At 69.8% G+C, this 23,952-nt stretch carries 24 protein-coding genes and 1 tRNA gene; 14 read left to right on the top strand and 11 right to left on the bottom strand.

From position 1 onward, the window contains the following. Nucleotides 1-4: 4 nt before the first annotated feature. A complete protein-coding gene (gene tet(42), locus ACCO44_RS07115; protein WP_372469091.1) occupies nucleotides 5-1,318 on the bottom strand; it encodes a tetracycline efflux MFS transporter Tet(42) in 1,314 nt (437 codons plus the stop codon). 70 nt (nucleotides 1,319-1,388) lie between these two features. Here tet(42) and ACCO44_RS07110 point away from each other — a divergent pair, with 70 nt between their 5' ends. Further along, a complete protein-coding gene (locus ACCO44_RS07110; protein WP_105710463.1) occupies nucleotides 1,389-2,003 on the top strand; it encodes a TetR/AcrR family transcriptional regulator in 615 nt (204 codons plus the stop codon). Nucleotides 2,004-2,063: 60 nt separating this feature from the next. Then, on the top strand, nucleotides 2,064-3,380 hold the full coding sequence (locus tag ACCO44_RS07105; protein ID WP_372469090.1) for a Fic family protein: 1,317 nt from the start codon (nucleotides 2,064-2,066) through the stop codon (nucleotides 3,378-3,380). On the opposite strand, the gene ACCO44_RS07100 is transcribed toward ACCO44_RS07105, so the two are convergent. After that, nucleotides 3,367-3,666: a hypothetical protein gene (locus ACCO44_RS07100; RefSeq protein WP_372469089.1), complete on the bottom strand. Its 300-nt coding sequence runs from the start codon at nucleotides 3,664-3,666 to the stop codon at nucleotides 3,367-3,369. The two genes, ACCO44_RS07105 and ACCO44_RS07100, sit on opposite strands and share 14 nt — an antisense overlap. 23 nt (nucleotides 3,667-3,689) lie before the next feature. Then, nucleotides 3,690-4,130, bottom strand: coding sequence for an alternative ribosome rescue aminoacyl-tRNA hydrolase ArfB (gene arfB / locus ACCO44_RS07095; RefSeq protein ID WP_372469088.1), 441 nt, complete (start codon nucleotides 4,128-4,130; stop codon nucleotides 3,690-3,692). A gap of 117 nt (nucleotides 4,131-4,247) precedes the next feature. Here arfB and ACCO44_RS07090 point away from each other — a divergent pair, with 117 nt between their 5' ends. From ACCO44_RS07090 to ACCO44_RS07055, 8 genes are all read left to right on the top strand, one after another. Then, complete coding sequence (locus ACCO44_RS07090; protein WP_372469087.1) at nucleotides 4,248-5,090, top strand: helix-turn-helix domain-containing protein; 843 nt, start codon at nucleotides 4,248-4,250, stop codon at nucleotides 5,088-5,090. Nucleotides 5,091-5,258: 168 nt separating this feature from the next. After that, the gene (locus tag ACCO44_RS07085) at nucleotides 5,259-6,326 is read left to right on the top strand and encodes an ABC transporter substrate-binding protein (RefSeq protein WP_372469086.1); all 1,068 of its coding nucleotides are present in this window, start codon (nucleotides 5,259-5,261) and stop codon (nucleotides 6,324-6,326) included. Then, a complete protein-coding gene (locus ACCO44_RS07080; RefSeq protein WP_372469085.1) occupies nucleotides 6,323-7,408 on the top strand; it encodes a FecCD family ABC transporter permease in 1,086 nt (361 codons plus the stop codon). Before ACCO44_RS07085 ends, ACCO44_RS07080 begins: the two co-directional genes overlap by 4 nt. Continuing rightward, on the top strand, nucleotides 7,405-8,508 hold the full coding sequence (locus ACCO44_RS07075; protein ID WP_372469084.1) for a FecCD family ABC transporter permease: 1,104 nt from the start codon (nucleotides 7,405-7,407) through the stop codon (nucleotides 8,506-8,508). The genes ACCO44_RS07080 and ACCO44_RS07075 overlap by 4 nt, the downstream gene beginning before the upstream one ends. An 11-nt stretch (nucleotides 8,509-8,519) precedes the next feature. Continuing rightward, nucleotides 8,520-9,308 (top strand): ABC transporter ATP-binding protein, encoded by a 789-nt coding sequence (locus tag ACCO44_RS07070; protein WP_105710471.1) that lies wholly within the window; start codon nucleotides 8,520-8,522, stop codon nucleotides 9,306-9,308. Further along, on the top strand, nucleotides 9,305-10,939 hold the full coding sequence (locus tag ACCO44_RS07065) for an ABC transporter transmembrane domain-containing protein (protein WP_372469083.1): 1,635 nt from the start codon (nucleotides 9,305-9,307) through the stop codon (nucleotides 10,937-10,939). The genes ACCO44_RS07070 and ACCO44_RS07065 overlap by 4 nt, the downstream gene beginning before the upstream one ends. Then, nucleotides 10,932-12,749 (top strand): ABC transporter ATP-binding protein, encoded by a 1,818-nt coding sequence (locus tag ACCO44_RS07060; protein ID WP_372469082.1) that lies wholly within the window; start codon nucleotides 10,932-10,934, stop codon nucleotides 12,747-12,749. Before ACCO44_RS07065 ends, ACCO44_RS07060 begins: the two co-directional genes overlap by 8 nt. Continuing rightward, nucleotides 12,746-13,636, top strand: a complete 891-nt coding sequence (locus ACCO44_RS07055; protein WP_372469081.1) for a siderophore-interacting protein — start codon at nucleotides 12,746-12,748, stop codon at nucleotides 13,634-13,636. The genes ACCO44_RS07060 and ACCO44_RS07055 overlap by 4 nt, the downstream gene beginning before the upstream one ends. A gap of 151 nt (nucleotides 13,637-13,787) precedes the next feature. Here the strand turns inward: ACCO44_RS07055 and ACCO44_RS07050 are convergent, their stop codons facing one another. Then, nucleotides 13,788-14,444, bottom strand: coding sequence for an NYN domain-containing protein (locus ACCO44_RS07050; RefSeq protein ID WP_262001366.1), 657 nt, complete (start codon nucleotides 14,442-14,444; stop codon nucleotides 13,788-13,790). A gap of 136 nt (nucleotides 14,445-14,580) precedes the next feature. On the opposite strand from ACCO44_RS07050, the gene ACCO44_RS07045 reads away from it, so the two are divergent. After that, entirely contained in the window at nucleotides 14,581-14,772 is a 192-nt protein-coding gene (locus ACCO44_RS07045) for a hypothetical protein (RefSeq protein WP_029260876.1), read from the top strand. 27 nt (nucleotides 14,773-14,799) lie between these two features. On the opposite strand, the gene ACCO44_RS07040 is transcribed toward ACCO44_RS07045, so the two are convergent. Further along, nucleotides 14,800-14,875 (bottom strand) — tRNA-Met (locus ACCO44_RS07040). A gap of 87 nt (nucleotides 14,876-14,962) precedes the next feature. Then, nucleotides 14,963-15,949, bottom strand: coding sequence for a helix-turn-helix transcriptional regulator (locus ACCO44_RS07035; RefSeq protein ID WP_372469080.1), 987 nt, complete (start codon nucleotides 15,947-15,949; stop codon nucleotides 14,963-14,965). Between the two features lie 62 nt (nucleotides 15,950-16,011). On the opposite strand from ACCO44_RS07035, the gene ACCO44_RS07030 reads away from it, so the two are divergent. Continuing rightward, nucleotides 16,012-17,076, top strand: a complete 1,065-nt coding sequence (locus ACCO44_RS07030; protein WP_372469079.1) for an ABC transporter ATP-binding protein — start codon at nucleotides 16,012-16,014, stop codon at nucleotides 17,074-17,076. Continuing rightward, on the top strand, nucleotides 17,073-17,852 hold the full coding sequence (locus ACCO44_RS07025; protein WP_372469078.1) for an ABC transporter permease: 780 nt from the start codon (nucleotides 17,073-17,075) through the stop codon (nucleotides 17,850-17,852). Before ACCO44_RS07030 ends, ACCO44_RS07025 begins: the two co-directional genes overlap by 4 nt. A gap of 124 nt (nucleotides 17,853-17,976) precedes the next feature. Here the strand turns inward: ACCO44_RS07025 and ACCO44_RS07020 are convergent, their stop codons facing one another. Together ACCO44_RS07020 and ACCO44_RS07015 are read right to left on the bottom strand one after the other, a co-directional pair. Further along, entirely contained in the window at nucleotides 17,977-18,972 is a 996-nt protein-coding gene (locus ACCO44_RS07020; RefSeq protein WP_372469077.1) for an NADP-dependent oxidoreductase, read from the bottom strand. Nucleotides 18,973-18,981: 9 nt separating this feature from the next. After that, nucleotides 18,982-19,692 carry an SDR family oxidoreductase gene (locus tag ACCO44_RS07015; RefSeq protein WP_372469076.1) on the bottom strand — a complete coding sequence of 237 codons (711 nt, stop codon included), beginning with the start codon at nucleotides 19,690-19,692 and terminating at the stop codon, nucleotides 18,982-18,984. 102 nt (nucleotides 19,693-19,794) lie between these two features. On the opposite strand from ACCO44_RS07015, the gene ACCO44_RS07010 reads away from it, so the two are divergent. Then, nucleotides 19,795-20,400 carry a TetR/AcrR family transcriptional regulator gene (locus ACCO44_RS07010; RefSeq protein WP_262001371.1) on the top strand — a complete coding sequence of 202 codons (606 nt, stop codon included), beginning with the start codon at nucleotides 19,795-19,797 and terminating at the stop codon, nucleotides 20,398-20,400. Between the two features lie 10 nt (nucleotides 20,401-20,410). Here ACCO44_RS07010 and ACCO44_RS07005 read toward each other — a convergent pair whose 3' ends face one another. The 3 genes from ACCO44_RS07005 to ACCO44_RS06995 form a co-directional block, all read right to left on the bottom strand. Continuing rightward, nucleotides 20,411-21,799 (bottom strand): DUF6716 putative glycosyltransferase, encoded by a 1,389-nt coding sequence (locus ACCO44_RS07005; protein ID WP_372469075.1) that lies wholly within the window; start codon nucleotides 21,797-21,799, stop codon nucleotides 20,411-20,413. Further along, nucleotides 21,796-22,668, bottom strand: a complete 873-nt coding sequence (locus ACCO44_RS07000; protein ID WP_262001373.1) for an N-acetylneuraminate synthase family protein — start codon at nucleotides 22,666-22,668, stop codon at nucleotides 21,796-21,798. Before ACCO44_RS07000 ends, ACCO44_RS07005 begins: the two co-directional genes overlap by 4 nt. 93 nt (nucleotides 22,669-22,761) lie before the next feature. Further along, on the bottom strand, nucleotides 22,762-23,943 hold the full coding sequence (locus ACCO44_RS06995; protein ID WP_372469074.1) for a cytidylyltransferase domain-containing protein: 1,182 nt from the start codon (nucleotides 23,941-23,943) through the stop codon (nucleotides 22,762-22,764). Nucleotides 23,944-23,952 lie beyond the last annotated feature (9 nt).

Here is a 23,952-nt window from a genome sequence, read left to right as displayed (position 1 = left end):
TGTATCAATCTGTCAATACACCAGCCGACGGATCACGCTGCACGACGGACTCCCTCGGGGCATCCGCATCCGCATCCGCGCCGACCGGGCGCTTGGCAGTGTTCGCGATGTGTGCGCGGCTGACGACGATCACCGCGACGATCATGATCGCGACGCCCAGCCAGTACGGCGCGGCGGGGCTGCCCAGGGCGTAGAGCGCGCCCGCGACGAGCGGGGCCGCCGTGCCCATGGCCGCGTTCAGCGACTGCGTCGCTCCGCCGAGCCAGCCCTGCTCGTCGTCGCCGACGGCGTTCGACATGGCGCCGTCCATCGCGGCCTGCGAGGCACCCTGGCCGGCGGCGAGCATGAGCGCGCCGACGATGAACACCCACGGCTGAGCGAAGATGGAGGCCACGATGGCGAGGGCCGCGAGGCCGATCATCTGCGCGATGATGCCGCTCACGATCACACCGCGCTCCCCGATGCGCGGGAGCAGGATGCCGAGTAGCACACCCTGGATGAGGATGTCGATGATGCCGACCGCCGCGGTCAGGAGTCCGATCTGCGTCGGCCCCCACTGGATCGAGTCGAGCGCCAGCACGCTGAAGTTGTTCACGAAGAAGCCGAACGGCAGGGCGAGCAGGCCGAAGCCGATCATGAGCCCGCGCAGCTCCTTGCGTCCGAACGCCTCCTTGAACACCGCGAAGGGCTGCACATCACGGAGCTTGATCGTGGCGATGCGGTTGCCGGGCTTCAGGCTCTCGGGGAGCAGGAAGATACTGAGGATCGCGATCGTGAGGGCGACCGCGGCAGTGAGGAAGACCGGGAGTTGGAGGCTCACGGCGGCGAGCAGACCGCCGATCCCCGGGCCGATCATGGTCCCGATGCCGGACAGCGCACCGAGCAGGCCGAAGCGCTTGGCACGCTGCTCGGGCGGGGTGATGTCGGCGAGGTAGGCGAAGAGGGCCGGCAGGTCGCCCGCCGTCAATCCCTGGATGACGCGGGCGAGGACGAGGACCCAGATCGCGCCGCCGATGCCGAACAGCGCCATCGAGAACGCGGCCCCGAAGGCGGCGACGATGATGACGGGTCGACGGCCGAACCGGTCGGAGAGGCGGCCGAGGAACGGTGCGGCCAGGAAGGCGCAGAGCCCGTTGACCGCCTCGAGCACGCCCACCCAGATGGCGAGGTCACTCTCGTGCGAGACGTACTGGAGCACCACGAAAGGCAGGACGGGGAGGACGACCGTCATCCCGATGACAGTCAGCATCGTCAGCACGATGAGCATGATCCACGCGCGGTTCTGTTCCCGACGCGTGAGGGTGTTAGGTGAAGTCATACCGAAAGTGTAGCGATACCAGTTTTGGTGTCAAGCCAGTTTTGTGGTCGGTTCACGATAAGGTGAGGACATGACGACCCCAGAGCCCCTCGGGCGCCGCGAACGGAAGAAGGCCGCGACCCGCAAGGCGATCTCCGACGTCGCGACGATGATGTTCCTCGAGCGCGGCTTCGACAACGTGAGCATCCGCGAGGTCGCCGACGCCGCCGACGTCTCCCCCACCACCGTCTTCGCGCACTTCCCGCAGAAGGAAGCCCTCGTCTTCGACGAGGACGACGAGCAGCGCGACCGCCTCGTCTCCACCGTCCGAGACCGGCCGACGGGCACCACGATCAACCGTGCGATCCACGACTTCTATACGGCCGAGCTCCGCGCGAACGTCGACGAGCACGGCAACGACGTCACCCGTGTGTTCCTGCGCTTCCTCAACGAGACGCCGGCACTGCGCGATTACGCGGCGAAGATGTGGCTCCGGCACGAAGACGCGCTCGCCGACGCCATCGCCGAAGAACTCGGTCTCGCCGACCCGATCGCCGAGATCCGTGTCTACGCCCGGTTCGTGCTGCAGATGCAGCTGCTCGTCAACGACAGCGACGACCCCCTCGGCACCCTGGACGCAGGATTCCGGCTGCTCGACAGCGGCTGGGCGCCGATCGAGGCGAAGATCGCCGAACTCCGGACTTGATTAACTTTAGATGCGCTAAAGTTAATCAAGCGACACGGTCGCCCACGTTAGGAGGCGACCATGGCACGTTTCGTCGAACGCTTGTGGAACCCGACCGGGTACGGTCAGCTGAGCCGACGCGACCGCGCGGCCGGACGCTACCGCGCCTACATCCCCGATGAACTCGGGTCTGCACTCCCTCCGATCGGCCCCGACGCCCAGGCCGCTGCGGAAGACGCCCTCACCGTACTCGCGCGTGCCGACGAGCGCATCGGCTCCCGATCCTCCTATCTGAACCACCTGCTCATCCGGTCGGAGAGCATCTCGTCATCATGGATCGAAGGCAACCGCATCACACCCAAGCGCCTCGCGGTGGCCGAGCTCCTCCATCACGGTCCCCGCGTCGCGCTCGACGTGATCGCCAACGTCCGCGCAACCGAAGACGCGATCGACACGCTCGCAGATCACCGTCACGTCATCAGCGTCTCCGACATCGAGGATCTGCAACACGTGATCGAGCCTTCCCTCGAGCGCGGGCTCCGGACGGAGCAGAACTGGGTCGGGGGAGCCGGGTGGAGCCCCCTGCGCGCCGAGTTCATCCCCCCGCCCGAGTCCGAGGTGGAACGACTGGTGTCCGACCTTGCCGGATTCCTCACCGAGACCTCAGGAAATGCCGTGGTCCGTGCCGCCATCGCCCATGCCCAGTTCGAGACGATCCACCCTTTCATCGACGGCAACGGGCGCACCGGGCGGGCGCTCATCCACACGGTACTGCGACGTGCGGATGCCGTGCGCCATGCACTGATCCCGATCAGTACCGTCTTCGCCGGCGATACGGATTCATACATCGCCGGGCTCTCGGCCTTCCGAGCGGAGCCTCCGCGCCTCGACGAATGGGTGCTCGGCTTCGCGAGGGCGACCGAGATCGCTGCCACGAACGCCGTGCACCTCGCCGATGACATCGCCTCATTGGACGCGCAGATCAACGCCGACTTCATCGCCTACCGCCGCGCGCAAGGCCTCGCGCCTGCCGTGCCGAGACGCGACTCCGTGGCCCTCCGCATCCTGGAGCACCTTGCGGCCGAGCCGGTCCTGACGCTCGATTCGGTCGCCGAGCGCCACGGCGTCTCGACCACGGCCGCCCATCGAGCCCTCACGCTGCTGGCCGACGCAGACATCCTGTCCCGCACCAAGGACCAGCGCGGACGGCTCGTGTGCTGGACCGCCGATCGCCACCTGGCCCTCGTCGCGCTCACCGAACGCAGCAACCGCGTCGGCGGGGCCGATACGGCGGCGCGGGCTCCGAGATCAGGGCCGCCCCTTCCGGAGGTCGACCGCCTCGGCCCACTGCGCGCGGAGCCGATCGACGGCGACGAGACCGCGATCAGGCGACAGTGACCGAGGTCGAGGCGTAGTCCGCGAGCTCGATCGCCTCGGACTTGTCGAGCATCCGCGCGACGATCTGTCGCATCGGCCAGTGGTGCATGAGCCGAGCGGTGAACACCCGCATCCGGAGCATGAATCGACCGCGCGGAAGGAAGCCGTCCACACCACCGGGTGCCAGCGTGTGGGCAGTCGCGACGTAGGGGCGCATGATCTCCTCGTAGCGGGCGAAGGCCGCGGCATGATCTCCGGCCGCACGCCCGAGCTCGCCGGCCAGCACATACGCGCTGCTCGACGGCATCGGGAGCTGGCTGCCGCGCGGACTCAATCCTCGCGAGGCCGGCGGCGCAGACTCTTGACGTCCGTCCGTCGCTGCTTGGCCTTGAGCCGACGCTCCTTCGACCCGCGACTGGGCTTCGTCGCACGACGCGGGGGCGCCGGCGGGCGCAGCGCCTCGGCTACCAGCGCGACCAGCCGGTCGCGCGCGGCGTCGCGGTTGCGCAACTGCGCGCGATGCTCGGATGCCGCGATCGTCAGCACCCCGTCGACCAGACGGCCGCTGAGCCGATCGAGGAGCCGCTCGCGCTGATACGGCGTGAGCGCAGTGGAGTTCGCCGCGTCCCAGACGAGTTCCGCACGCGAGTCGGCGGTGTTCACGCCCTGCCCTCCCGGACCCGACGACCGCGAGAAGCGCCACGACAGCTCGGCCTCGGGGATCGTGAGACCCGACGAGACCCGCAGACCGGGGCGATGGGCGGAAGGCATGTCTCCATCATCGGGCCTCACGCAGCCTCCCGCTGCAGCCCGGCTAGCATTGCGGGGTACGACGAGCCGCGCAGCATCCACTCCACGGCAGCGCACGCGGCCCTCACGCGGAGCACGATGAACTCATTCCGGCAGGACGACTGGGCGGCGAGCCCCTCGTTCCCGTCGACGGTGGCCGAGCCGTACTTGATGGGCACGGGCGTCGTCACCGGGGAGGACACCGGCGCCCGCCCGCTCTCCCCTCCGCACAGCCACGCCGACCCGATGCTCGCCTGGTGCTACCGCGGCACGGTCTGGGTGCACCTGCAGGACGCGCGGTGGCGCCTGGCCCCGGGGCAGGGCGTGTGGATCCCCGCGAACACCCCGCACACCGCCCATCACGAGCCCGACTCGATCGGCTGCTACACCTACATCCCGGATACGGCCCTGCTCGCTCCGGTCGACCAGATCACCCGAGTTCTGGTGCCGCGGGCGGTGCAGGAGATGCTGCTCCACCTCGGCATCAACGACATGCCCACCGACTTGCGCGTGCGCATCCAGTCGGTGCTGATCGAGATGCTGCAGCAGCCGCTGCCCGAGGCCGCGAGCGAGTGGGGCGAGGTGCCGATGCCCACCGACAAACGGGTCGCCCCGCTGGTGCAGGCGGTACTCGCCGACCCCGGCGATCCGCGAGGTTCCGTCGAGCTGTTCCTCGCGCACGGACTCCACGAGCGCACGGTCCTGCGCATCTTCCAGAACGACGTCGGCATGAGCTTCGGCCGGTGGCGCACGGGAGTCCGGATGACGCTGGGCGCGCGCCTGATCGTGGACGGCACACCCATCGGCGCCGCCGCGCACCGCTGCGGCTACGCGACCACGAGCGCATTCTCCGCCGCCTTCAAGGAGCGGTTCGGAATCACCCCCCGCCAGCACGTCGCGCGCGTGCAGGCCGACACCGCCCATCAGCTGTACTGGCGCTGACCGCCCACGGTTGTTCCGACCGCCATTGTCGGTTCCGCGACACAAGTCGTCGCTCCCGCGACACTGAGCGAGCCATCCGCGTTCTAACATCGTTCTGTTAGGGCATGCTTACCTAACTTCTCGCCGCGTCGACGCGGCACACCCCTCCCCCCTTCCCGAAGGAGAACCATGTCGCACGCTTCTGCGCGCCCGAAGATCCGCCGAGGCTCGGCCCTCGTCGCCGCGGCCATCGCCGCCGCGCTCACCCTGGCAGGGTGCACGGCATCCGGTGAAGCCGCCGGATCCACACCCACGTCGGCCGCCGTCGACGGGGTGGTCATCGAGCACGGCCACGGGAAGACCGTGATCCCCGAGAAGCCCCAGCGCGTGGTCGCCCTCGGCTGGATGACGCCCGACATCGTCGCGGCCCTCGGCACCAACCCGGTCGGCATCGAAGAGGTCTGGGGCGCCGACGAGAGCGGCTACCAGCCCTGGTTCGAGGACTACGTCACCGAGGAATACGGCGAGACCCCTGAGATCATCCCCTTCGTCGAGGACGGCCCGAACTACGAGGCCATCAAGGAGCTCAAGCCCGACCTGATCCTGAGCCTCTACTCGGGCGTCACCGACATCGAGTACGAGCGCCTGAGCGAGATCGCTCCGACGGTGCCGTACATCGAGGGTCCGTGGAACCCGGGCACCTGGGAGGGCATGACCCGCACGGTCGGCAAGGCCCTGTCGGAGGAGACGAAGGCCGAGGAGCTGATCGCCGAGACCGAGGAGCAGATCACCACCCTCTCCGGAGAGCACCCCGAGTTCCAGGACAAGACCTTCGTCTGGGGCCTGACCCTGAACGAGGGCGGCACCGACCTCGGCGTCTACCTCGAGTACGACCCGCGAGTGCGCATCACCGAGGCGCTGGGCTTCACCTCCACCTCGGCGATGGACAGCTTCCTCGCGAGCGCCGAGGGCGACAACTGGTACACCGGAGTCAGCCTCGAGAACCTCTACGACGTGCAGGCCGACCTGTTCGCGGCCTGGGGCGGCAGCGCGGATGAGGGGAAGTACACGGTCGAGAACAAGGTCGTCTCCCGCTGGGAGCCGATCGCCGCCGGGTCGTACGTGATCTACGCGAACGACGCCGAGGCCTCCGCGATCAGCGCACCGACCGTGCTGTCGCTGAAGTACATCCTCCCGAAGTACGTCGACGACCTCGCAGCCGCACTGCAGGGCGAGCCGACCATCGACGGGAAGTGACCCGCGAGATGTCCCTGGCGACGCAAGACGACACGGACGTCTCGAACACAGGTGCGGGGAGTCGCAGCGACGACTCCCCGCACCGCAACGGGACGCTGCTGCTGGGGCTCATCGTCTCCACCGTGGTGCTGGTGGTCGCCGTCGTCGCCTCGCTCGCGATCGGCAGCCGCGCGATCGCTCCCCTCACCGTGCTGCAGTCCCTCTTCTCCTACGACGACGAGAACCCGCTGCACCTGATGGTCATGGAACTGCGGGTGCCGCGCACGCTGCTCGGCATCGTCGTCGGTGCCGCCCTCGCCGTGTGCGGCGGACTCATCCAGGCCTTCACCCGCAACCCGCTGGCCGACCCCGGCATCCTCGGAGTCAACGCCGGTGCCTCCTTCGCCGTCACCTTCGCGGTCGGCGTGCTCGGCCTGACGGCACCCGGCGCCTACGTGCCGTTCGCCCTCGCCGGCGCCTTCGTCCTGACCGTGCTCGTCTACGTGCTCGGCTCGTTCGGGGCATCGGGCGCGACCCCCATGAAGCTCACCCTCGCCGGGGTCGCCCTGGGCGCGGCCTTCACCGGATTCACCACCGCGATCGTGCTGCGCGACCTCGGCACCCTCCAGGTCATGCGGTTCTGGGGTGTCGGCTCGATCGGCGGACGCACCCTCGACCAGCTCGCGTGGGCGGCGCCACTGATCGCGATCGGTCTGCTGATCGGACTGCTGTGCGCGCGCTCGCTGAACGCCCTCGCCCTGGGCGATGACCTCGCGCAGGCGCTCGGCGCACGCGTGCGCGTGACGCGGATCCTCGTCATCATCGCCGTCACCCTGCTGGCGGGAACCAGCGTCGCCGCCGCCGGCCCCATCGCTTTCGTCGGGCTCATGATCCCGCACGTCGTCCGCTGGTTCACCGGACCCGATCAACGCTGGGTGCTGACGTACTCGATGGTCATCGGCTCGGCGTTCCTGCTGTTCGCCGACATCCTCGGCCGCATCGTGCTCCCCAACGGGGAGATGCGCGTCGGGATCGTGACCGCTCTGCTCGGAGCCCCGATCCTGATCATCCTCGTGCGCCGGAAGCGGGTGAGCGGACTGTGAGCATCGACCAGAAGCCCGTCGCCCTGCCCACCATCGACTCTTCGCACACCGAGTTCGCCCCGGTCGATCACGGGCGCCGCCTGATCCGGATCGAGACCGCGCGCCTCGCCGGTCTCATCCCCGTGCGCTCCGTCGTCGTCAGCGTCGTGCTCATCATCGTCATCGTCGGAACCGGCCTGGCCTCGATGACCATCGGCGCCTACGAGGTCGATTTCCCTGCGGTCCTGCGCGCCATCGTCGATCCGGCATCCGACCCCGACATCCGCCAGGTGGTCTTCGAGTGGCGTCTACCGCGCGTGCTCTTCGCGGTGCTGTGCGGAGCAGCGCTGGCCCTCGCCGGCGGGATCTTCCAGTCCCTCACGCGCAACCCGCTCGGCTCCCCCGACATCATCGGCTTCGGGATCGGAGCCCAGTTCGGCGTGACGCTCGTGATGATCGTGCTCGAGCTGAACACCTACATGTTCAAGGCGGCGGGAGCCCTCGTCGGCGGTCTGCTCACCGCGCTGCTCGTCTACGTGCTGGCCAACAAGAACACCATGTCGTCGTTCCGCCTGATCATCGTCGGCATCGGCGTCTCGGCAGGGCTCGGGTCGCTCACCTCGTGGATCCTCATCTCGGTCAGCGTCGAGAAGGCGATGATGGCCGCGACCTGGGGCGCGGGCTCGCTCGCCTCGCTCGGCTTCGACCAGCTGATCCCCGCGACGATCGTGTTCGCGATCGTCACCGTGCTCTCCCTCCCGCTCGCCCGCACGCTGCCGGTGCTGGAGATGGGCGACGACGCAGCCACCGCGCTCGGCATCAGTCCGGGGCGCACCCGCCTCGCGGCCATGGTCTTCGGTGTGGCCCTGGTCGCCCTCGTCACCGCCGCCGCCGGACCCATCTCGTTCATCGCCCTCGCGGCCCCGCAGATCTCGCAGCGACTCACCCGCTCGAACACCCCGATGGGCACGGTGCCCGTGATGCTGACCGGCGCCGCCCTCGTCGTGGTGTCGGATGCCGTCGCCCAGCTCGTCGCCGTACCGGTCGGCGTGGTGACGGTCTCGGTCGGCGGCATCTATCTCGCCTGGCTGCTGGCCGCCCAGTACGTGCGCCGCACCTGAAAGGAACACCCATGACCGCTTCGCTGCTGGCCCGCGACATCACGCTGGGCTACGGAGAGACCCCCATCATCTCCGACCTGTCGCTCGAGGTCCCCGACGGCTCTTTCACGATCATCATCGGACCGAACGCGTGCGGAAAGTCGACCCTGCTGCGCGGGTTCGCCCGCCTGCTGCGCCCGACGACCGGCGCGGTGCTCCTCGACGGCGATGAGCTGCGCTCGCTCAAGCCGAAGGAGGCCGCCCGCAAGCTCGGCCTGCTGCCGCAGTCGTCCATCGCCCCCGACGGCATCACCGTCGCCGACCTCGTGGGCCGCGGTCGGTTCCCCCACCAGAGCGCCATGCGCACCTGGAGCAGCGCCGACGAGCGCGCAGTGTCCGAGGCGATGGCCGCGACCGGGGTCACCGACCTGTCGCGACGCCTGGTCGATGAGCTCTCGGGCGGGCAGCGGCAGCGGGTCTGGGTGGCGATGGCCCTCGCCCAGCAGACGAAGCACCTGCTGCTCGACGAGCCGACGACGTTCCTCGACATCGCGCACCAGATCGACCTGATGGAGCTGTTCGCCGACCTGCACCGCGACGGCACGACGCTCGTCGCCGTGCTGCACGACCTCAACCATGCCGCCCGCTACGCGACGCACCTCGTGGCGATGCGCGACGGCGCCATCGTGGCGCAGGGCGACCCGCGGGAGATCATCACCGCCGAGCTCGTCCAGGCCGTGTACGACCTGCCCTGCAAGGTCATCACGGACCCGGTGTCGGGAACGCCGCTGGTGCTGCCGCTCGGACGGCGGACGCCATGACGTCCACTCCGCGAAGGCTGTTCGGGATCGCGCTGAAGTCCGATGGGCGCGGCATCGCCCTCGCCGGGGCCACCGCGCTGCTCATCGTGCACTCCCTCGCCGAGGCGACCATCCCGGTCCTCATCGGGGCGACGATCGACCGCGCCGTGCTGCCCGCCGACCCCGCAGCCCTCGTGCTCTGGCTCGGCGTGCTGGTCGGCACGTTCCTCGTGTTGACCGCGAGCTACCAGGCGGCATCCCGACTCATGGTCTCGATCTACGGCTACGGCGAGCAGGCGCTGCGCCACCTCGCCCTGTCGCGGATGCTGCGCCCCCGGCTCTCCCGTCGCGCGGTCACTCCGGGCGAAGCACTCACGTTCGTCACTTCCGACACCTACCGCGTGGCCGGAGTCGCCTGGTCGGTCGCGCAGCAGTGCTCGACGATCGCCGCGATCATCGGGGCAGGTCTCGCGATGCTCGTGATCTCGCCCGTCGCGACGCTCGTGGTGTTCGGCTCGACCATCGCGATGATGTTCGTGATGCAGGTGGTCTCGCGCCCGTTGGAGCGTCGCGGCTTCGCCGAGCAGCACGCCGCGACCGAGGCCGGGGCGGTCGCGGCCGACTTCATGAGCGGCTTCCGGGTGCTCGTGGGAATCGGTGCGCGCGAGGAGGCCGTGCGGCGGTACATCGCGGCGAGCGACACCTCCCGCCGGGCCGCGACAGCTGCTGGCCGGTCCCTCGCCGCCTACGAAGCGGTGAGCGGCACCCTGGCCGCGGTCGCGACGACCGCCCTCGCGGGCATGTCTGCGTGGTTCGCGGCAGAGGGCCGCATCAGCATCGGCGAACTGGTGGCCGTGCTCGGACTCGCCCAGTTCATCAGCGGGTATCTCGCGTACGCGGGCTCGTTCCCCAGCAACTGGATCCACAAGCTCGCCTCGGCCAAGCGGCTCGCGGAGGTGATCGACGCCGAAGACCTGCTCGACCCGCCCGCCGCGTCTTCCCCGACAGAGCCGGCCGGCGATGTCGTGCTGGCTTTCCGCGCCGGCTCGGGATCCCCGCTCGTGGAGGTGCGCGAGCGTGAGGTGCTCGGCATCCGTCCCGCCGACAGCGACGCGGCCCGCGCGCTCTCCCGCCTGCTCGGGCTGCGCTCGCGCGCCGAGCCCGGGCTGGTGTCGGTCGCCGTCGACGGCGGACTCCGTGATCTGACCACCCTCGACCCCGTCGACTACCGCCGTCGGGTCGTCGCCCCGCCACACGAGCAGACGATCGTGAGCGGGTCTCTGCGCGAGGCCGTGCGCGGCCACGGGGCGGACGGACCCGCGCATCCGCCGTTCATCGAGATGGCAGCACTGCACGACACCGTGGCGCAGGTGGGCGGCTGGGAATCGCAGGTCGGCGAGGCCGGTCGACGGCTCTCGGGCGGACAGCGCCAGCGCATCGGGATCGCCCGCGCCCTGCACGCGGAGGCCGACGTGCTGGTGCTCGACGAGCCGACCTCGGCCGTCGATGCCCTCACCGAGGCGCACATCGCCCACGCCCTCGCCGCGCACGAGGAGACCGTGATCGTGATCACCACCTCCCCCGTGCTGCTCGACGCCTGCGACCGGGTCATCGACCTCCCCTCTCCCGGATCGGATGCTCCCCATGAGTGACACGACCCCGACCGCCGCTCTGCTGCCCATCGCCTCCGGGGCCCGTGTTCGGGCCGTCGTCGGCGGGCTGCTGCGGCAGCATCCGGGCCGGGTCGCCGCCGTCGCCGCGCTCTTCCTCGCGGCATCCGCTCTCGGGATCGTGATGCCCACGTGCCTGGGCCGGATCGTGGATGCGGTCGCGTCGGACGCCGGCTTCGTGATCATCTCCGGGTGGGTCGCCGGAGCGGGCCTCGGCGCGATCGGCGCGGCCGTGATGATGCTGTGGGCCGTGCGCGTGCTCACCGGCCTGGTGCAGGACATGCTCGCCACCCTGCGCGAAGACGTGTTCGCCTCGGCGATGCGGTTGCCGGTCGGCGAGGTCGACGACGGCGAGAGCGCCGACCTGCTCTCCCGCGTCACCGGAGACGTGGATGCCGTGGCCGAGGCCGGCGGCAACGTCGCCCCGACCCTGCTGTCGGCGGGCTTCGCGATCGGGGTCTCGGTGGTGGCGCTCACCGCCCTCGACCCGTGGCTCACCCTCGCCGGACTCGCCTCGGCGCCGTTCTATGTGCTCGGCACCCGTGCGTTCCTGCGGCGGTCACGCGTGGTCTTCCGCGAGGTTCGCGTGCGTGAAGCCGCGCGCAGTCAGGCCGTGCTCGACGCGGTCGAGGGCATCGAGACGCTCACCGCGTTCAACGAGCAGGAACCCGCTCTCGAGCGTGTCCGTGAGCGCGCCGAAGCCTCGATCCATATGCAGATCGAGGGCGTGCGGGTGACGAACCGGCTGTTCCGGTGGATCAACGGCGGCGAGCTCGTCGGGCTGGCTGCGATCCTCGGCACGGGGTTCCTGCTGCAGTCCGCCGGCGCGATCACGGTGGGCGCGGTCACGACGGCCGCGCTGCTGTTCCATCGCCTGTTCGGGCCGGTCGGGCAGCTGATCTTCGGGCTCGACGACATCCAGCGCGCGGCGATCGGGCTCGCGCGACTCGTCGGGGTCATCGACCTCGCGCCCGCGTCGGCCCCACGGGACGAGGAGACGGATGCGGCACCACGGGCATCCGTGGGCATCGAGGTGCGGGACCTGACCTTCCACTATCCGACCACCGGTCGCGGCATCAGCGACGTGAACCTGCGGGTCGACCAGGGCACCACGGCGGCACTGGTCGGCACCTCGGGGTCGGGCAAGAGCACGCTCGCGCGCGTGATCGCCGGGCATCATCCGCCCACCTCGGGCAGCGTGCACCTCGCGTCGAGCGCGGAGGCCCCGTATTACCTGTCGCAGGAGCTGCACCACTTCCGGGGCACGATCGCCGACAACCTGCGGCTGGTCGCCCCCGAGGCGAGCGACGACGAGATCGTCGCCGCATTGCGGGCGGTCGGCGCGGAGTGGGCGGTCGAGGCGATGGTCCTCGAGCGGGACGGCGGCACCGCATCCGAGTCCGCCGTGCCGCTCGACGAGGGACGCATCCAGCAGCTCGCGGTCGCGCGGGCATTCCTCGCCGACCCCGACGTCGTGATCCTCGACGAGGCCACCGCCGACGTCGGTCTCCATCACCGCGAAGCCGTGGAAGACGCGATCGCGGCGCTGCGCAAGGGCCGCACCGCCGTGCTCATCGCGCACCGGCTGCAGCAGGCCGTCACCGCCGAGCAGATCGTCGTGTTCGCCGACGGCAGGCCGACGCAGCGCGGCACGCACGACGAGCTCATCGCCACGGCGGGTCTCTACCGCGACTCCTGGCTCGCCCAGACCCGCAGCGCTCCCCATCCGCACACCCCCACCGGCCACACCCCTGCCGGCCAGACCCCCACCACAGAGACGGAGACTCCGTGAGCATCCACCGCGGCATCGTCAGCAGCACCACCACCCTCACTCCGACCCTGGTCCGCGTCACGCTCGGCGGTGACGGCATCACCGACTTCCTCAGCACCGGCATCGGCGACGAGTACGTGCGGGTGTTCTTCCCGCACGGCGAGGACCCGAAAGATGTCTCGCTTCCCGTGCCCGCGGGCGACTGGTGGGAGACGCCGGAGGGCGCGCCCGAAGCGCCGATGCGCACGTACACGATCAGCGGTGTGCGCCCGGATGCCGGCGAGCTCGACATCGACTTCGTGATCCACGAGGCGGGCATCGCGGGGCCGTGGGCTGCGCGCGCGGAGCCGGGGCACGTGCTCGGGCTGAACTCCCCGACCGGTCTCTACTCGCCGCCGGAAGACATCACGTGGCAGGTGCTCGTGGCCGACCTCACCGGGCTTCCCGCCGTGGCACGCATCATCGCCGAGGTGCCGTCGGGCGTGCGCACCCGGGTCGTGCTCGAGGTGCCGAGCGAGGCGGACCGCGTGCCGCTCGAGGTCGGCCCCGACGTCGAGGTCGCCTGGGTGGTCGGCGGCAACGGCCACGGCCCCAGCGCGCTCGGCCCGCTCGTCCGCGGCATCGTCGACGACCGGCTCCCGCTCGACGAGGGGTACGTGTGGGTGGCCGGCGAGACCGTGGCGCTGCGCGACGTGCGCAAGTACCTGCGCAGGGAACTCGGCCTGCCCGCGACCCGCTTCAAGGTCGTCGGCTACTGGACCCCCGTCGCCGCCTGGGACGAGAAGTTCGCCGCGCTCCCCGACTCCGTGCAGAAGGAGTTAGACGCGATCTGGGCCGAGGCCGAGGGCGATGAGCCCGAGGATGTGCAGGTGCGCTTCGAGGAACGGCTGGATCAGTTGGGGTTGTGAGGGGGCAGGTGCACACCGACGAGACCAGCGTTCCCTGCGATGCGGACAAACCTGAGCAGTTACGCCGCTGCTGAGGTATCCTTGACTCATAACCACCCGGATGTTTCGACTACCGGGCGCGGCCCTCCGAGAGATCGGAGGGCCTGCTTTTTTAGGGCCAGGTCGATGGCTTCCGAATGGTCTTCCCGTCAACACCGATGAGTTCGGTCGGGAACTGTGACGCAGACAACGTTCCCCGCCGAATCTGGCGCACGGTCTCAAGACCCACGCAGTCGAACGCTTTGTTGTACATTCCGTTCGCTACAGACACGAGCGCTAATGCGTGCCCTCGTTCGCTGAGCATACGAACGGGAGCCACCAGGTCAGAGTCATTCGTGATCACGGCGTATGAGTCGGCGACCATCTCGAACGCGTCAATGATCAGATGCGAGGCGAGCGCGACGTCACTGCCCTTCTCTTCTGGGCGCTTCACCTTCACCGTGACCACCTTCCCCGACGCGTCCAGCTCCTCGGGCGACTTCGGCAGGTACTGGCGGTTGAACCGGAACGTTCCCTCGATGATGTCGACACCTACCGTGCGTAGGGCTCGCCAATACACCTGCTGGCGCTGTCCGACGCCTGGATCGTTCGTTTGCGGCTTGAGCTGCGCCGTGAAGAACTTGACGCCGACCACCTCTCGATGTGGGAAGAGCCTCTGGGAAAGGGAATTCAGATCCAGCCACTTGTGCTCGGGGAACCTGCGCTGAAGCAGCCCCTTGTAGAGCGCGAAACCGTCGACGTAGACCTGCACAGTTCGTCGCGTTCGCATCCTCCGATGCTAAGCATGACCTCGCCCGGAGAACCGTTCTCCACCGATATGCAACAGGCCGCTCGGTGTGTCGTCCGCTCGCCACGAGGACGGATCCCCGGTCGACATCGACGCACCCGACTGGCAGGGTGAAGTGATGCGAGGCAACGGAACCAGCACCGGCATCCACTGGGGGCTGCTCGCCTTCGGCGCCCTCTTCGGGCTGACCTGCGCGGTGCTGATCCTCACCGAGGTGCTGAGCCCGACCCTATGGTTCACCGTCGTCGCGATGGCCTGCGTGGTGCTGTCTCAGGCGCTCACGATCCGTTCGAAGCGACGGAACCGCTGACGGTGCCGCCCGACGGCTGACCTGAAGTGGACGCGACGGCGGGAGTCGAACCCGCAACGCCATCAGGTATGAGCTGAGGCCCGGGACCGCCCGGATCGCCGCGATGGGAATGACGTTACCCGGCCGTGATCTGACCCGCCAGGACCGTTGCCTGGGATAACCCTATGAGTCCGAGGATGACGGATGCCGGTCACGCGGCGTCATCGGGCTCCGGGGCGTCGAGGGCGCGCAGCAGCCGGGCGACGGCCTCGCGCAGCTCGCTCCGGTGCGGTTCGGCGAGCGCCACCGCGTACTCGACACCCTCGGGGATCCAGAGCAGTGCATACATGGCCTCGCGCCAGTCCGAGCCTCCGAACGGCCACCGCGTGCGGTCGTCGCCCACCGCCGTCGCTCCCTGCGACCACGGGCCGAAGCGCTCCTGCATCTCGGCGAGCGGCAGCTCCATCACCGCGGCTGCCTCGACCTTCTGCGGCGACCACGACGAGGCGATCAGCACGCGTTCCTCGATCTCCTCCTCGGTGATGTCGCGGCGGGCGAACAGTATGCGCGTGTGCTCGACGGCAGCGATGCGGTCGACGCGGAACGTGCGCCAGTCCTCGCGGTCGAGGTCCCAGCAGAGCAGAAACCACTTGCGACCGGCCGGCGCCAGGGCGTGCGGCTCGACCCGGCGCACGCTCTCGCGCCCTTCGCCATCCACGTACCGCAGCCGCAGCCGCTCGGTGTCGCGCGTGGCGAGCGCGATCTCCCCCAGCACCTCGGGCGAGACGACCGGACCGTCTCCGATGCTCGGTGCCTGCACCGATGCGGCGAGCGCGTTGACCCGCTGGCGCAGCGCCGACGGCAACACCTGCTCGAGCTTGGCCAGGGCGGTGAGCGTCACCTCGGGACCGCCGACGAGCTGCTGCGTGGCGGCGACCCGCAGCCCGATGGCCATCGTGACGGCTTCGTCGTCGTTGAGCAGCAGCGGAGGCACCGCACTCCCGGCCTCGAGCCGGTAGCCGCCGGCGATGCCCGGGGTGGACTCCACGCGGTACCCGAGCTCGCGCAGACGGTCGACGTCGCGGCGCACGGTGCGCTCGGTCACGCCCAGCCGGGTGGCGAGCTCGGTCCCCGGCCAGTGCCGGTGCGTCTGCAGCAGGTTGAGCAGAGCCAGTGCACGCGAGGTGGTGTCGGTCATGCGTCTCAGATTGCCAGATCATGCGGACAGTATCTGTCCGCATGGGTTTCTACGCTCTCCCCATGAACGAATCCCTCATCGAGACCGAAGGCCTGACCAAGGTCTTCACCGTCAAGAAGACGCCGGTGCATGCCGTGACCGACGTCTCCTTCACCGCCGTGCGCGGCGAGCTCGTCGCCTTCCTCGGCCCGAACGGCGCCGGCAAGTCGACCACCCTGCGGATGCTGACCACCCTCATCCCGCCCACCTCGGGGAGCGCACGCGTCGTCGGCCACGACATCCGCACGGATGCCGCCGGGGTGCGCGCCCGCATCGGCTACGTCGGCCAGCTCACCAGCGGCAGCTTCTCGCAGCGGGTGCGCGACGAGCTGCTGAGCCAGGGCGCCTTCTACGGGATGTCCCGGCGCGACAGCGCGAAGCGGGCCGACGAGTTGATCGAGTCGCTCGACCTCACCTCCTTCGCGACGCGGACCGTGCAGCAGCTCAGCGGCGGGCAGAAGCGCCGACTCGACATCGCGCTCGGGCTCATGCATGCGCCGCCGCTGATCTTCCTCGACGAGCCCTCCACCGGACTCGACCCGCAGAGCAGGGCGAACCTGTGGGAGCACATCCTCGACCTGCGCACACAGCACGGCACCACGGTCTTCCTCACCACGCACTACCTGGAAGAGGCCGACCGCTACGCCGAGCGCGTGATGGTCATGGACAAGGGGCGCATCATCGCCGACGACGACGCCGCCTCCCTCAAGGCGACACTGGCCGGCGACGTGCTCACCTTCGGGTTCGCGGATGCTGCCGAAGCGGCGAGCGCCCGCGCCGTGGTCGCCCGCCTCAGCTCCGCCGAGGTCACGGTCGAGGGCGAGTCCATCTCGCTCGCGGTGCAGGACGGCGACCGGCTGCTGCCGGTCATCGTGCGCGAGCTCGACGCCGCCGGCATCCTCGTCCGCCGCGCGACCGGCGTCCCGCCCACGCTGGACGACGTGTTCCTGGCACTCACCGGCCGCACCCTGCGCGACGCCGGCGAAGGAGCGGATGCCACCGGCGACGCATCCGATTCCGCCGACACCAGCACGACCTCCGCGAACAGCACCGCTTCCGCGAACAGCACGACAGGAGTCCTCTCATGACCGCCACCGACACGCTCGTGCGCCCGAACCTCGCGCGCGACACCCGCAACGTGCTGACGCGCGAGCTCAAGCCCGTGGTCCGCGATCCGTTCACGCTGATCTTCAGCCTGCTGCAGCCGCTCGTCTTCCTCGGGCTGTTCGCTCCCCTGCTGATCGGCGACTCGGGGCAGCCGGCCGGCGAGACCCTGGCCTGGTTCGTGCCCGGCGTGCTCGTGATGATCGTGCTGTTCGGCACCGGTGCCACCGGTTCGAACCTGCAGTACGAGATGATGACCGGCTCGCACGAGCGCACCCTGGTCGCCCCGCTCGCCCGCTCCTCGCTGCTGGTCGGGCGAGCGCTCAAGGAGATCGCACCGATCGTGGTGCAGGCGCTCGTGATCGTACTGATCGCCTGGCCGTTCGGCTTCGCCGCCGACATCCTCGGGCTGCTCATCGGGCTGGCGCTGCTGGCCGTGTTCGGGGTGGGCCTCGGCTCGCTGTCGTATTCGCTGGCGCTGGCGACGAAGGACCGGGAGTGGCTGTTCTGGGGAGTGCAGCAGTCGCTGATCTTCCCGCTGCTGATCCTGTCCGGGATGCTGTTGCCGCTCGACGATGCTCCGGAGTGGATGCGCGCCGTGGCGTCGGTCAACCCGGTGAACTGGGTCGTGCAGGCCGAGCGGGCGCTGTTCGCCGGAGACCTCGGCGACGTGACCGTGCTGTGGGGCTGGGTGTCCGCTCTCGCGGTCGCGGTGGTCGGACTGATCGTCGGGGTGCGCGCCATCCGCCGCAGCAACTGACCCGGCCCGACGGTGCGCCGCCCCTGCGAAAACGCAGACGAAGCGGCGCACCGTCGGCGTGTCCACCCGCGACGCGCCGGCGGCAGCACGGTGCGTCTGGGTTTCGGCTGCCGACTCCGAGGGTTCAGTCGTTCGTGACCACGAGCTTGCCCCGGCTCACCCCGGCGGCGAGGTCGGCGAGGGCCTCGGGCAGACGGTCCAACGGGTACGTCTTCGCGACGACGGGGCGGATCGCGCCGCTGTCGACGAGCGCCGTGATCTCGCGCAGCTGGTCGCCATCCGCACGCATGAAGAGGAACTCGTACCGCACGCCGAGCTTCTTCGCCTGAGCTCGCACCTTACGGCTGAGGCCCGCGATGGCCAGCCGCACGACGAGGTTCAACCCCTGGGCACGGGCGAAGGCGGGGTCGGGCGGTCCCGATATCCCGACGACCAACCCACCCGGCCTCAGCACCCGCAGCGACTTCTCGAGGTTCTCGCCACCGAGGCTGTCCAACACGAAGTCGTAGCCCGACAGCTCCTCGGCGAAGTCCTGCCGACGGTAGTCGATCACGACGTCGGCACCGAGCTCACGCGCGAAGTCGGCATTCGCGGCACTGGCCGTCGTGGCGACCGTGGCCCCGAGGTGCGCCGCGAGCTGGATGGCGATGGATCCGACCCCACCGGCGCCGGCGTGGATGAGCACCTTCTGGCCCGCCGTGACCCCACCGCGCTCGACCAGCGCCTGCCAGGCCGTGAGGGCGACCAGCGGGAGCGACCCCGCCTCGGCCATCGAGAGACCGGCGGGCACGGGGGCGAGATCCTTCTCGGCGACGGCGATCCGCTCGGCGAACGTCCCGATGCGGGCGGCGTCGGGACGGGCGTATACGCGGTCGCCGGGCCGGAATCCGTCGACGAGCCGACCGACGCGGATCACCGTCCCCGCCACATCGTTGCCGAGGACCAGGGGCAGGTCGTAGGGCAGGATCTGCGCGAACTCCCCCTGGCGGATCTTCTCGTCCAGCTGGTTGAGCCCCGCGGCCTCCACCCGCACGAGGACGTCTCGGTCCCCCACCTCGGGTTCGGCGACCTCCCGCTCCACGAGCGGCTGCTTGTACTTGTCGACGACGAATGCACGCATGACGGCTCCTCAGGCGTTCGCCCGCAGCTGCGGGTAGACCGCTTCCAGCGGCGCGCTCAGCCCCGCCTTGACCTGCACCGAGATCTCGTCGGCAAGCACCTCGTACTCGTCGCGCTCGGTTGCGTCCAGCACGGCCCGGACGAGATCGGCCGGATCGGTCTTGGGGTCGGTGACGTGCTCGGCCATGGCGGTGTCGACGTAGCCGACGTGCACCCCCACGACGTGCACTCCCGCCGGGGCGAGCTCGAGGCGGAGCGAGTTCGTCGCCGACCACAGCGCCGCCTTGGTCGCGCTGTAGATGCCGCCGACGGCGTACCAGGCGAGGGCGGAGTGGATGTCGATGATCGCCGCGCCGTGGCGCCCGGCGAGAAGTGGCGCGTAGGCACGCGCGAGGAAGAGCGGTCCGAGGAAGTTCGTCTCCACGTTCCGACGGATGTCCTCGTCGGAGTGGGTGAGGATTCCCGCGGTCGGCACCGAGGCGCCCGCGTTGTTGATGAGCACCGTCACATCGGGCGCCGCGTCGACGGCGGCGCGGATCGACTCGGCGTCCGTCACATCGAGCGCGAGCGGGACGACGCGCTCGTCGTCCCAGGTGCGCGGCGTGCGGGCGCTGGCGTAGACCTTGGCGGCTCCGCGTGCGAGCGCCTGGTGGACGAACTGCGTGCCGATGCCTCCGTTCGCTCCGGTGACGAGGACGACGGCTCCGTGGAGTGAAGGCATGGACTGCTCTCTTCTTTGCGACAATGAGGAATAGTTGAGCGTGCGCATAAGCGACTCTCGTCATAACTGAGCGTAATCAGTTTCTATTCCCGGAGGAAGAGTATGTCGACGTCCGCTTCGAACGCCCTCGGTCGTCGCGAGCGCAACAAGCAGCAGAAACTCGAACGGATCACGGCCGCGGCGTCGGAGCTCTTCGCCGAGCACGGCATCGACGATGTCACGACCCAGCAGATCGCCGAGCGAGCCGATGTCGGCACCGGCACCCTGTTCCTCTACGCGAAGACCAAGGGCGAGCTGCTGCTGCTCGTGCAGAACGCGCACTACGCCGTCGCCCTCGAGAAGGGCATCGCGGCGGCCGAAGCGACTCCCGATGCGCGCGCGGCGATCGTCGCACTGCTGCGACCGATCGTCGAGTGCAACCGCGTTCAGGTCGAGAACGGACGCACCTACCTGCGCGAGATGGTGTTCGCCGAACCCTCGGACGGGCACCATGCCGAAGCGCTCCGCATCGTGGGCGAGACCGAGGACGCCGTGGCGTCGATCCTCCGCCGCGACCCGAAGACGAGCGAGGAACGTGCCGCCGCCCTCGCCCGTATCGTGTCCGCCATCATGTTCCTCACCCTGACGGCGAGCACGAACGTCGATCTGACCGTCGACGAGCTCGTCGACGACATCGACCGTCAGATCGTGGCTCTCCTCGGGCGCTGAGACGGCCGATTCAGCGCCGGAGGGAGTCGTCGAACGGGTTCGGCTCGAGCGTGTAGTCCGTCGACGCATCGGACCAGGTGCCTCCGCCGGACGGCGCCCGGCGCGCGCGGACCGCGGCCATCGCGCGAGTCGCAGGAGAACCCACCGCAAGCGCGACCGCGCCCTGCACCGTGCGATCCTCGGCGCCGAGCACGCTCGCCCGATGCCACGCCTCGTGCAGGGCTCCCCCGCGAGCGGCCGGGACGCGGCGTGGCGGCAGCGCGCCCGAGCGCCGCAGCGCCACGAGCTGCTCCACCCGCTCCCACCACGTCGACTCGACCTCGGGATGGAAGTAGTTGTCGCGGAGCCAGTCCGGATGCGGATGCCGGAACCGCCCGGCGACGACCTCGCTCCGACCGCCGAGCAGCCCACTTCCCACGAACACCGTGTTCAGCAGGCTCTTGCTCACCCCGAAGGAGTCGAGCGCGATCACGGGCACTCCGAGCGCGGTGGCCTCGATCGCGGCGGTCGAGCTCACCGTGACGAGACCGGCGGCCGTCTGCAGGGCGGCGGACATCGAGTCGTACGAGAAGACCAGGTTCTGCGGAAGGCGCGACGGCAGCAACCCCGCGTAGGGCTCGCGTTCGAGGTGCGTCTCCGACTCCCCCGGCCGCGACCGCAGCTTCACCACCACGCGTCGCGCGGGCTCCGCCTCCGCCGCCCGGACCAGCATGGCCGCGATCTCGGCCCGCTCGTCCTTCCCGACGGGCACGAGCGCCTGCGCGGCGAACACGATGTCCGTCGCAGGCGGTCGCGCCGGAGCAGCCGGTGCCGGGCGCTCGGCGACCGCGATGCCACCGCGACCGCCGGCCGCGGCGTCGACCCGTATCCGCTCCGGGCGCAGCATCCGCTGCCGGCGCCGGGCGAACGGCAGGGTCGCGAGCGCCACGGGCGTCCGCACGCCGATGCGTCGCCCGAGCTCTTCGAACGCCCGCACCTCTCGATGGGAATGCACCACCAGCAGGTCGGTGTGACGGCGATAGTCGAGCGCCCCGCGCTGGGCGGGGATGGCCATGCCGGGAAGCCCCGAGACGGTGACCGGTCGATGCTCCAGCGCGTCGATGACGCGCCCCATGAGCCGCACGAACGGTCCGCGCCCGGCGAGCAGCACCACGTCGGGGCGCTGCCCGGCCAGCCAGGCCGCCGTCTCCGCGAACCCGATGCGGGTGATGTCGTCGGAGCCGAGCGTCGTGCCCGCCAGCGCCGTGCGCTGCTGCTCGACACTGGCCGTGAGCGGGGTGCGTACGAGCAGCAGGTGTGGACGCAGGCCCGGCACCGAGCCGAGGAGCGAGGCCGCCCACTTCACGAAGGAGTCGGCGTCCGCGATGGCGACGACGCGGATGCCGGTGGCACCGGTCATGCGGAGACGCGGCGCAGCTTCGCCATCGGCGCGCGCTCGCTGTCGAACACGCGCTTGACCCCGTCGCCGGTCGCGCGCTCGATCACGCGGATATCGCGCACCAGGTGCTCGAGACCGGTCGGCTCGAGGGAGGCCGCGTGGTCGGAGCCCCACATCGTGCGGTCGAGCGTGATGTGGCGCTCGACCGCGACTGCGCCGATGGCCACCGCGGCGAGGGAGATCTGCAGGCCGCGCTCGTGCCCCGAGTAGCCGACGGGCACACCCGGGTAGCGGTCGCGCAGGGTGGCGATCACGCGCAGGTTCGCCTCTTCGGGCTCGAGCGGGTAGGTCGAGGTCGCGTGCATGAGGACCACCCGGTCGGTGCCGAGCGTGTCGAGCGCCCGGTCGATCTGCTCGATGGTCGACATGCCGGTCGAGAGGATGACGGGCTTGCCCGTCTCGCGCAGGGCGACCAGCAGCTCGGTATCGGTGAGGCTGGCCGAGGCGACCTTGTGCGCCACCACGTTGAGGTCTTCGAGGAAGTCGACGCTCGGCACGTCCCACGGCGACGCGAACCAGTCCAGGCCGAGCATGGTGGCGTGATCGCCGATCTCGACGTACTCGTCGCGGCCGAACTCGACGCGACGGCGGTAGTCGAGGTAGCTCATGACGCCCCACGGCGTCTCACGCGGAACGTCGCGCATGTGCTCGGGAGTGGAGATCTCGGGCGTGCGCTTCTGGAACTTCACCGCATCGGCGCCGGCGCGGGCTGCGACGTCGATGAGCTTCTTCGCGATGTCGACATCGCCGTTGTGATTGAGTCCGATCTCGGCGATGACATAGGCGGGACGACCGCCGCCGATCACTCGTGAGCCGATGCTGACAGTCATGATTCCTCCGGTCGTCGAGCGCTGGTGCAACCCCTCCCTCCTGAGTACGGGCCGAGGATGAACACCGGGCGACGGCCGGGTTACCGGCATCGGTCAGCTCGACAACACCCGTTCGATCAGCTCCCTCACCGCACCCTCGCCGCCGCGCCGGCGCAGCACCACACGGGCCTCCTCGATCACGAGCGGATGTGCGTTGGCGACCGCGACCGGCCAGCCCACGATCCGCATCGCCGGAAGGTCGTTGACGTCGTTCCCGAGGTAGGCGATGTCGGCGAGCGGCACGTCGTTCTCCTGCGCCCAGTCGCGCAGTGCCGTCTCCTTGTCGTCGAGGCCATGGAGCACCGGAACGCGGAGCTTCGTCGCCCGGGCGCGGACCACGGGATTGACCTCGGTCGACAGGATGAGCAGCGGCACACCGGCGCGGCGCAGCAGGGCAACCCCCATCCCGTCCTCGCGGCTGACCCTCACCCGTTCCCCGCCGTCTGCATCGATGATCGCGGTGTCGTCGGTGTGCACGCCGTCGAAGTCGGTCACGACCGCCCGCACCGGGATGCGCCCTGGAACCTCGTGCAGGGTCGCGAGAGCACGGGCGACTCGGAGCTGATCCGCATCGTCGATCTCGATCGCCGTCCACTCCGGCACCGCAGCGATGCGGATCCTGCCGAAGAACCGATGCCGGCTCTCACGGAACCCCGCGGCCCGGAACACATAGAAGGCGCCGGTCTCGAGGTGGTGCGGCTCCCGGTCCTGGCGCCGCGGGCGGTGCGCGGCTTCGTGGTTGATCGCGACCGCCTCACCGCGGTCGTCTTCCCGCCACAGGAATCCGTAGGTCTCATGGGCCGCGAACACGCTGTCGGCGCGGTCTGCACGAATCTCCTCCACGGCCGCGGCGAGCGCGTCACTCGGGATGAACGGCGACGTCGCCTGCAGGAACGCCACGATCTCGACCCTCTCTCCGGCTGCTTCGAGCTCGTCGAGGGCATGCAGGATCGCGCTCTCCGAGGTCGCAGTGTCTTCGGCGAGCTCGGCGGGGCGGCGGATGACACGGGCTCCCGCGGTGTTCGCGACCGCGGCGATCTCGTCATCGTCGGTGGACACCACGACCAGGTCGATGCCGGATGCCGCGGTCGCCGCCCGAACAGCACGCTCGACCAGCGGGACTCCGCCCACCCGCTGGAGGTTCTTGCGCGGCACCTGCTTCGACCCGCCGCGCGCGGGGATGATCGCCACCGTGAGGGGCCGCTGCTCGTCCATGTCGTTCATCCTCGTCGTCATCGTCATCCT

Source organism: Microbacterium maritypicum (assembly GCF_041529975.1).
In the GTDB taxonomy this organism is placed as follows: domain Bacteria; phylum Actinomycetota; class Actinomycetes; order Actinomycetales; family Microbacteriaceae; genus Microbacterium.
The sequence above is the reverse complement of the archived record's forward strand: the minus strand, read 5'-3'. Positions and strand labels throughout refer to the sequence as shown.

Coding starts and splice junctions, on each gene's coding strand:
- ACCO44_RS07065 (WP_372469083.1), top strand. CDS start 9,305: ATGACGTCCACTCCGCGAAGGCTGTTCGGGATCGCGCTGAAGTCCGAT.
- arfB (WP_372469088.1), bottom strand. CDS start 4,130: ATGCCTTCCGCCCATCGCCCCGGTCTGCGGGTCTCGTCGGGTCTCACG.
- ACCO44_RS07090 (WP_372469087.1), top strand. CDS start 4,248: ATGAACTCATTCCGGCAGGACGACTGGGCGGCGAGCCCCTCGTTCCCG.
- ACCO44_RS07110 (WP_105710463.1), top strand. CDS start 1,389: ATGACGACCCCAGAGCCCCTCGGGCGCCGCGAACGGAAGAAGGCCGCG.
- ACCO44_RS07000 (WP_262001373.1), bottom strand. CDS start 22,668: ATGACTGTCAGCATCGGCTCACGAGTGATCGGCGGCGGTCGTCCCGCC.
- ACCO44_RS07035 (WP_372469080.1), bottom strand. CDS start 15,949: ATGACCGACACCACCTCGCGTGCACTGGCTCTGCTCAACCTGCTGCAG.
- ACCO44_RS06995 (WP_372469074.1), bottom strand. CDS start 23,943: ATGACGACGAGGATGAACGACATGGACGAGCAGCGGCCCCTCACGGTG.
- ACCO44_RS07045 (WP_029260876.1), top strand. CDS start 14,581: ATGCGAGGCAACGGAACCAGCACCGGCATCCACTGGGGGCTGCTCGCC.
- ACCO44_RS07030 (WP_372469079.1), top strand. CDS start 16,012: ATGAACGAATCCCTCATCGAGACCGAAGGCCTGACCAAGGTCTTCACC.
- ACCO44_RS07005 (WP_372469075.1), bottom strand. CDS start 21,799: ATGACCGGTGCCACCGGCATCCGCGTCGTCGCCATCGCGGACGCCGAC.
- ACCO44_RS07010 (WP_262001371.1), top strand. CDS start 19,795: ATGTCGACGTCCGCTTCGAACGCCCTCGGTCGTCGCGAGCGCAACAAG.
- ACCO44_RS07070 (WP_105710471.1), top strand. CDS start 8,520: ATGACCGCTTCGCTGCTGGCCCGCGACATCACGCTGGGCTACGGAGAG.
- ACCO44_RS07085 (WP_372469086.1), top strand. CDS start 5,259: ATGTCGCACGCTTCTGCGCGCCCGAAGATCCGCCGAGGCTCGGCCCTC.
- ACCO44_RS07025 (WP_372469078.1), top strand. CDS start 17,073: ATGACCGCCACCGACACGCTCGTGCGCCCGAACCTCGCGCGCGACACC.
- ACCO44_RS07100 (WP_372469089.1), bottom strand. CDS start 3,666: ATGCCGTCGAGCAGCGCGTATGTGCTGGCCGGCGAGCTCGGGCGTGCG.
- ACCO44_RS07105 (WP_372469090.1), top strand. CDS start 2,064: ATGGCACGTTTCGTCGAACGCTTGTGGAACCCGACCGGGTACGGTCAG.
- ACCO44_RS07050 (WP_262001366.1), bottom strand. CDS start 14,444: ATGCGAACGCGACGAACTGTGCAGGTCTACGTCGACGGTTTCGCGCTC.
- ACCO44_RS07015 (WP_372469076.1), bottom strand. CDS start 19,692: ATGCCTTCACTCCACGGAGCCGTCGTCCTCGTCACCGGAGCGAACGGA.
- ACCO44_RS07060 (WP_372469082.1), top strand. CDS start 10,932: ATGAGTGACACGACCCCGACCGCCGCTCTGCTGCCCATCGCCTCCGGG.
- ACCO44_RS07020 (WP_372469077.1), bottom strand. CDS start 18,972: ATGCGTGCATTCGTCGTCGACAAGTACAAGCAGCCGCTCGTGGAGCGG.